6 protein-coding genes are annotated in these 8,013 nt (G+C 68.1%); all 6 read left to right on the top strand.

Translation table 11 applies throughout. The features are described from left to right. Positions 1–1,078 (top strand): hypothetical protein (locus KDL01_RS36655; protein ID WP_212533310.1); only part of this gene is annotated, 1,078 nt, incomplete at its 5' end. Positions 1,079–1,132: 54 nt separating this feature from the next. Further along, positions 1,133–2,728 (top strand): glycosyl hydrolase family 28 protein, encoded by a 1,596-nt coding sequence (locus KDL01_RS36650; RefSeq protein WP_212533309.1) that lies wholly within the window; start codon positions 1,133–1,135, stop codon positions 2,726–2,728. After that, positions 2,698–4,038 (top strand): ricin-type beta-trefoil lectin domain protein, encoded by a 1,341-nt coding sequence (locus tag KDL01_RS36645; RefSeq protein WP_212533308.1) that lies wholly within the window; start codon positions 2,698–2,700, stop codon positions 4,036–4,038. The genes KDL01_RS36650 and KDL01_RS36645 overlap by 31 nt, the downstream gene beginning before the upstream one ends. An 802-nt stretch (positions 4,039–4,840) precedes the next feature. Continuing rightward, positions 4,841–6,253 (top strand): FtsK/SpoIIIE domain-containing protein, encoded by a 1,413-nt coding sequence (locus KDL01_RS36640; protein ID WP_212533307.1) that lies wholly within the window; start codon positions 4,841–4,843, stop codon positions 6,251–6,253. Between the two features lie 112 nt (positions 6,254–6,365). Next, the gene (locus KDL01_RS46225) at positions 6,366–6,572 is read left to right on the top strand and encodes a helix-turn-helix domain-containing protein (protein ID WP_212533306.1); all 207 of its coding nucleotides are present in this window, start codon (positions 6,366–6,368) and stop codon (positions 6,570–6,572) included. 35 nt (positions 6,573–6,607) lie between these two features. Beyond that, the gene (locus tag KDL01_RS36630; RefSeq protein ID WP_212533305.1) at positions 6,608–7,882 is read left to right on the top strand and encodes a tyrosine-type recombinase/integrase; all 1,275 of its coding nucleotides are present in this window, start codon (positions 6,608–6,610) and stop codon (positions 7,880–7,882) included. Positions 7,883–8,013: the final 131 nt, after the last annotated feature.

Genomic DNA, 8,013 nt, shown 5'->3' with positions numbered 1-8,013 from the left:
CCCCACCGATGCACGAAGGACGACGATGACAGACCGCACGGCAGGCGCACAGTGGATCCGCGACGGACTGGTCATCGGCCGCAGACCCGCCGACAACGGCTCGGAGGTCGTCGGAGACCCCTGCGTCGTGTGGGACCCCGAGATCGAGGCCTGGCGGATGATCCTGTTCTTCGCGCCGCCCGGGCACGGGACGTCGGTGTCCAGCGACCCGTCCGCCGCCCCGGGGACCTGGAGCGACCCGACGCCGCTGGTGTTCACCAATCCGGAACTCCTGCCGGCCGGCGGAGGCACCCACAAGCCCTTCGTCGTCACCGACATCGAACGCCCGAATCGGGCGAGCTTCGTGGACGGCAGATACTGGCTCGTCACCGTGAGCACCACGGCCCATGACCGGGACAAGCGGGTTCAGCGCGCGTGGTCCACCTCGTTGGCCGGGCCCTGGACGCTGGAGGTCGAGGACCTCATACCGCGCGGGAACGCCGGGCAGTTCGACGAGAACCACGCCGACGCGGTCAGCGGGTACTGGTCGCAGGCCCAAGGCCGCTTCATCTACTACTACATGGGCTACCCGCTCAGCCCGCAGCCTTGGGCCCACTCGCCCTACGGCAGCGCCATCGGTGTCGTCACCCAGTCACCGGGATCGGACCCGCGACAGCACGGCGTCATGCTCGCCCCCAGTGAGCACCCGGGTCATTGGGCCTCGGGCTACCTGGGCGGATTCCAACTCCTGGACGGCCACCACCCGCACATCGCCCCGATCGCAGCCGGCCACCGCTGGGTCGCCGTGTTGAACGCGTCCCCGACTCCGCCTACCCGCGACGGGAGTCTGACCAGCGAGGAGCCGGCTCCGTCGCTCGGCGGACTGGCCTTCAGCGACGACGAGGACCCCACCACCGGGTGGCACCTGGCCGATCAGCCTTTCGAATGGATCGACGACATCCCGGCCCCGGCACTGGAGGCCGGCGAGGGCGTCAACCTCTGGCGCCACCACCTGCTCGTCACCGACCACGCGACGCGCCTGTTCTACAACAGCGGCTTCTACGGCCAGGAGCAGATGTTTTCCAAGCAACTCGGGTGAACCGGGACCGGCTAAATCCCACCAGGAAGCACGACTAGCAGAAAGGGAAACAAGATGCCGCTTGCACAAACAACGATGTTCCGCAAGCAGGGCGCGCGTCGAGGCCGACTGACCAGACCACTGACGTTCCTCATGGCACTGGCGCTGACCCTGGGCTTCTGCGTCACCGGCCTGTTGGCCTCGGCGGGCCCGGCGCAAGCCGTCGGCAGCGTCGTCGCCTACCCGCTGCTCAACGTCGACCAGTACAGTAACTACACATCCAGCCCCGTGCCCGACCCGAACATCTCGATGACGGTCGGCGGGACACCGGTCAACGTTCAAGACAACCTGGACTCGGCGCAAACCAGATTCGCGATGAGCGGGCCCCAGACCGTTGTGATCACGGATACGGCCGGCGTCACCAGCGCCGCCGTCCGACCCGCGGCGTTCGGCATGCAGCCGGTCGTCTCCGGGGACACGATCACCTTCACGCTGCCCCAACCCGAGGACTTCGCAGCCGAGATCAACGGGGCCAAGGACGCGCTGCTGGTGTTCGCCGACCCGTTGGAGGTCAGCCCGCCCCAGCTCGTGGACTCGGACGTCGTCAACGTCACCGGTTTCTCCGGGGTCAATACCACCGGGTCGACCGAGACCTCCGCGCTGCAGGCCGCCATCAACTACGTCTCCGCCAACAGCTCGACCACGCCCATCCTCTATTTCCCGCCCGGCGTCTACCGCACCGCCACACTGGAAATCGGCAGCAACGTCCAGCTGTACCTGTCGAGCGGAGCGGTGCTCCTGGCCGACGGCACCGAAGGCGACTACACGCAGCTGCCGGGAACCGTCGGCTACCCGTCGTCGGCCATCCTGGCCGTGCGAGGCGCGAGCAACGTCAAGATCTTCGGCCGCGGCGTCGTGGACGGCGACGGCTACAACCTGCAGACCGCCTACGGCCCGGTCATGGGGATCTTCGGCCTGTTCACCGACGGGGGGACCAGCAACCTCACGGTCAACGATGTCATGTTCACCAACTCGGTGATGTGGCAGACCTCGATCCAGGGCTCGTACGACCTGGCCTTCACCAACGTGAAGTTCAACAACCCCCAGGGCAACATCGGCAACCAGGACGACGCATTCAAGATCAACGGTGACTACAACGTCACGTTCACGGGCGGCTGGCTCAGTTCGCGCGACGACTCCATCACCTTCGCGGCCGTCGGCGCCGAGGCGATCTACAACACGTCGAACATCAACATGAGCGGGACGGTCATCGACTCGTTGGGGACCGCATCGGCCGTGATCCGCTTCGCCGACCTCGGCAGCGGCCAGACGATGACCGGCATGAACGTCTCGAACATCTACGACATCAGCTACGGGCGCGGCATGGAGCTGCGCGCAGATGGCGGGAACTCGCCGTACCAGAACAGTTGGGGCAGCGGCACGGTCATCAGCAACTGGGACGTGGAGAACCCCGCACCGCTCGTGCACTTCGGATCCTCCGGTTCGGCCGACGTCACGGTCTCGGGGATCACGATCAGCAACATGACCATGGCCGGCGGCAGCGGCGGAGGCCAGACCTCGGGGACTCCACGAACGCCTGGAACGACATCCATTTCTCGAACATCACGATCGGCGGGGTCGTGGCCTCGGACTTCAGCTCCCTGGGGCTGACGACCAACTCCTACGCCACCGATGTGGACGTCGCTGCGGACTCGGCGAACACCGACCTGGCCATCCCGACCACGTCGCGGCCGCCGACGACCACCACCACGAACATCGCCTCGGGCTACACGGCCTCGTCGGCGACAGACGGGAACTTCGGCACCTTCTTCAAGAGCACGCAGTCCCCGAGCTTTCCGCAGAACCTGACGGTCACCTGGCCGGCTGCGCACGCCCTGTCGGGGGTGACGATCGTCTGCGACCACTGCCAAGGACAGGGCCCGACCGACTGGAGCGTCCAGGTCTCCGCCGACGGGTCGACGAACTGGATCACGGTGGCAACCTCGGGCCCTGTGAACTGGCAGCACGACGACAACTCCTACGAGTCCCGCCTCGTGTCCTTCCCGGCTCAGACCGCCGAGGGCGTCCGCGTCCAGATCGGCAGTGCGAACAACGAATACGGCCAATACCAGATCGACGAGATGGAGGTCACGCCCGCCAACAGCGCACCGGCGGCGACCGCCACGACGACGAGCCTGGCCTCGGGGTACTCCGCCTCAGCGGCGAACTCCGGCCTGTGGGAGTCGTTCTTCAAGAGCGCGCAGTCGCCGTCGTTCCCGCAGTACTACACCCTGCAGTGGCCGCAGCCGCAGAGCGTCGGCGCCGTGACGCTGGTCTGCGACTACTGCCAGATCCAGGCGCCGACCGACTGGGATATCCAGGAATCCCCGAACGGCACGTCCGGCTGGACAACGATCGCCAGTTCGGGCAGCGTCAGCTGGCCGGCGCCAGACGACGCAACCCGGCTCGCCTACACGGTCTCCTTCACGCCCGTCACCGCGGCGGCACTGCGACTGAAGATCAACAACGCGAATCTCGGCTCCGGCCAGTACCAGATCGATCAGGTCGAGACGATGCCGGCGAATCCGGTGAGCACCGAGTCCTACCTCAACTCGGCATCCGGCCTGTGTCTGGACGACCCCAACGGCAGTACCACGCCCAGCACCTTCGCCGACGTCGAGGCCTGCGGCGCCGGGGCCCAGCAGCAGTTCACCTATACCCCAGCCACTGAGACGCTCACGACCGAAGGGCTGTGCCTGGACTCCTACGGCGGGGCGAACACCCCGGGAACGAAACTGGATCTCTACACCTGTCTCGGCACGGGTAACCCGAGCCAGGTGTGGACGCTGAACTCCAGCGACCAGATCGTCAGCGGTGAGTCCGGGCTGTGCGTCCAGGAGGACGGCACCGCCAGCGATTCACAGATCGAACTTGAATACTGCGACACGGGCAACCCGGCTCAGATCTGGAACGCCATGTAGCAGCCTCGCGGCCGGCGCGCTCGGGTATCGGTCCAACGCCCGGAACCCGAGCGCGCCACGCCGAGGCATCTGTGCCGCGGCACGGTGTTGGCGCCGTGGCCGGACCGGATCGCGCACGGTCTTTAGCGCCGTTGTCTTTCCGAACGTGGTGTGTGGGTGGGGTCTCGTTCGGGTGGTTGTGGCGTGCATGAAGACAGGGCCCCCGGTGTAGCTCGAGGTTGTTGACGCCATCGAGCAGGGGAGGCCCTGTTGTCCGTGTTCTACGCGCTCGGCGCTGGCGGTGCCAGCCGCCGCGCCGTGCGATGCGATTGCCTGGCCCACCGTTACGGCAACGCCGGGGGACCGGTCGATGCGGCGGCCGATGTACCCGACGGACCTCACGGATAGTCAGTGGGCTGTGATCGCGCCACTGGTCCCGGTGCCGGCCTGGATAGGGGCCTGGGCGTGCGGCCGGAGGGCCTCGGTCAGATCCGCCCGCCGCCGTGGGACCAGGCGCGCGCTACCGGGCCCACCCGCTATATCAGGGACCGGGTCTCGTGAATCCGGGCCCTGCTCCACCCGCGTCCCGCCACTCGCGAAGGCCGCCGCCAACGACGCCCGCGTGATCGCCACCTGCCCCAACGCCAGCTCGGCCTCCGGACCCGGACTCGGGGCCGTCGTCGCGGTGACGGGGGCGCCGTTCCGGGCGACTCGGCGCGGCGAGCGTGTGTACGCCGTCGGGCCGTCCTCGCGGCGGGCGGATGGCCTCGCTGCGGCTGTAGGGCTCGGGACGCTCACGGACCCGTTGCCGACCGTCCTCGGGTTGCTCGTCCTGGCGGGCGGGCTGCCGTGGTGGACGCACCGTCGTCGGCGGATGCGGGTGACGGTGGATCGCACGATCCAGGCGTGGCCGAACATTGCGGAACAGGTGGGGCTCGCGGGCTCGCGCGTGCTGTCCGCCGTGGTGGACGTCTGGGGGTGGCGGGCGCGGATGGCGCTTCGCGGCGGGCAGACGGTTTCGGACGTCGTCGCGCACGTGCCGGCGATTGAGTCCGGGCTCGGGACGCGGCCGGGTGCGGTGCGTGTCGAGCCGGACCCGGCGCACGCGGGACGCGCGACGATCCGGGTCCTGGCGACCGACCCGCACGCGGAGGCGATTGCGTGGTCCGGGCCGTCGGTGCGTAGCATCACGCAGCCGATCACGCTCGGAGTATTTGAGGACGCGACGCCCGTACGGGTCAGCTTTCTGCGGCGGCATGCGCTGATCGGCGGGATTGCGGGTTCGGGCAAGTCCGGGATTCTGAATGTGATCGTGGCGAACCTGGCTGCGTGCGCCGATGTGGTGCTGTGGGGGATCGATCTCAAGGGCGGGATGGAGCTCCGGCCGTGGGTGTCGTGCCTGGATCGGCTCGCGACCACGCCGGCCGAGGCGACGCGGCTGCAGCGTGACGCGGTGGGCATCCTCGAAGCCCGTGCGCGGGCGATGGGGGACGGTTCGGCGCGCGTCTGGAACCCGAGCCCGCAACACCCGGCGCTGATCATCATCACGGACGAGTACGCGGAACTCGCCGAGAACGCCCCGCTTGCTGCGGACGCGGCTGATTCGGTGGCGCGGCGGGGGCGGGCTCTGGCGGTGACGGAGCTCGCGGCGACGCAGCGGCCGACGCAACAAGCGATGGGCCGCGGTGCGCTCCGGTCGCAGATGGACATCCGCATCGCGCTGCGCGTCCGCGAACGGCGGGATACGGATCTGATCCTCGGTCAGGGCATGCTCGCGGCCGGATGGCACGCACACACGCTCGACGCGCCCGGCAAGTTCCTCATCTCCGCCGAAGGGCTTGACCATCCGCGCCGCGCCCGTGGGTTCCTCGTCACGGACGACGACGTGTCCGGCGAGGCTGCGCGGTGGGCCCCAATCCGGCCGCCGCTCGACGACCTGTCCGCCGCCGCGGTCGGCACGGCTCGCGACGCGGAGGCGGAGGCGGGCGGCGAGTGCGGGCCGGGTGAACCGCAGATCATCGACGACTCCGTAGACCCCGAATCAGCGCTGTGGGCCGCGCTGCGCGAAGCGCCGGACGAGGGTCTGACCATCCCCGAACTGATCATGACAACTGGAATGCGACGCACATGGATCTACGCCCGACTTCAGAACCACGCCGCCGGCGAACGCGCGGTTCAGGTCTCTCGGGGCCGGTGGCGCGCCGCCGATCCGCACCGCGAGGCGCGGGCCGCGTAATCGTCCTCGTCCGCGCGGACGTCCGTCCGCTCGCGCGCGTCTGCGCAGTACAACGCGCGGACGGACGACGGACGGACGTTCTCGCGGACGACCTGACTGTGACCGAAAGGAGGTGCCAGCAACGAACGAGAGCCGGTCCGAGCCACTGCTCTACACGATCCCCGAAGCGGCAACAGCTTTACGAATCAGCAGGACGAAACTCTATGAACTCCTTGACTCAGGCGACGTCGAATCGGTCTACATCGGCCGGAGCCGCAAGATCCCCGCCGAGGGCTTGCGGATCTACGTCCAGCGGCTCAGGGCGCAGCGTCGACCCTGACCAACCGCACTCATAACGAAACGAAAGGAGTGATCATGCCCAGACCGAAGAAGGAGAACGGACAGTCGTCCATCTACGAAGGGGCGGACGGCTGGTGGCACGGACGCGTCACGGTCGGTCTCAAGCCTGACGGCTCGCTCGACCGTCGGCACGTCCGAGGACGCGACGAAGAGACCGTGATCGACAAGGTCCGGAAGCTGGAAGCCAAGCGTGACGCGGCCAAGGTGCCCGCCCCGGGGCACACGCCGACGGTCGCCGAATGGATGCGGACGTGGCTCGACACCATCGCCCCGCGGACCGCGCAGCAGACGACGGTGGATGAGATCTACCGCCCGAAGGTTGAGCGTTGGATCATCCCCGGGCTCGGTCAGCTCCGGCTCGACCGGCTCCAGCCGGACCACATCGATCAGTTCTATACCTCCCTGTCGGCGGCCGGTCTCTCGACGAAGAGCGTGGCGCTCATCCACCAGATCCTGTCCCGCGCGCTGAAGATGGCGATGCGGCGCGAGAAGGTGATGCGCAATGTCGCGACGTTCGTCGAGTCGCCGACGCACCGGGACAAGGAGATCGTGCCGCTGTCCGAGACCGAGGCGCGGGCGGTTCTGCGCATGGCGGACGTCATGCGCAACGGTGCGCGGTGGTCGGTTGCGTTCGCGCTCGGGCTGCGGCAGGGCGAAGCGCTCGGGATGCGGTGGAGCTGCGTCGACTTCAAGGCCGGCACGGTACGCGTCTACCAGCTCAAGCGGGCGCGGTATCAGCACGGGTGCGCTAACCCGCACGCGTGCGGCGCGAAGTGGCACAAGCGGGCATGTGCGACGCCGTGTAAGCGGCACAAGAAGCGGTGCCCCCGACCGTGCCAGAAGGGGTGCCGGTTCCACGCGCAGCACTGCCCGGAGCGGACGGGCGGCGTGTGGGAGTTCAAGGTGCCGAAGGGTGGCAACGTGCGCACCATCGCCATTCCTCAGCCGCTGCTCGTCCAGCTCCAGAAAGCCCAGAAGGCTCAGGCCAAGGAGCGGGAAGCGGCGGGGGAGGCGTGGGAGGACTGGGACCTGTGCTTTCCGAACACGCTCGGCCGGCCGATGGAGCCGCATGACGACTGGGCCGACTGGAAGTGGCTGTGCAAGGCGGCAGGGGTTCGGGACGCGCGGCTGCACGACGCGCGCCACACTGCTGCGACTCTGCTGTTGGAACAGGGCGTGGACATCAGCGTCGTCCAGGAAGTCCTCGGCCACTCCACTTTGGCCGTGACGAAGCGGTACACCAAATATCGGGAATTGCATCAGGCGGGCGCGTTGTCGCTGGTCACCTGATGGGCGCGGCGGTCTCGACGGTGATTCAGAGCCTTCATGGATGAGTTCTGACCTGCACGGCTTGCATGGCGCCTTCATCTGATGCATGATCCTGCCCTCTGATGGTCGCGTCGGATCGGGTGGGAGGGGCG

This window comes from Actinospica durhamensis (genome assembly GCF_018139695.1).
Lineage (GTDB): Bacteria > Actinomycetota > Actinomycetes > Streptomycetales > Catenulisporaceae > Actinospica > Actinospica durhamensis.
Note: the sequence above shows the minus strand (reverse complement) of the source record. Positions and strands in the feature narration are given on the sequence as shown.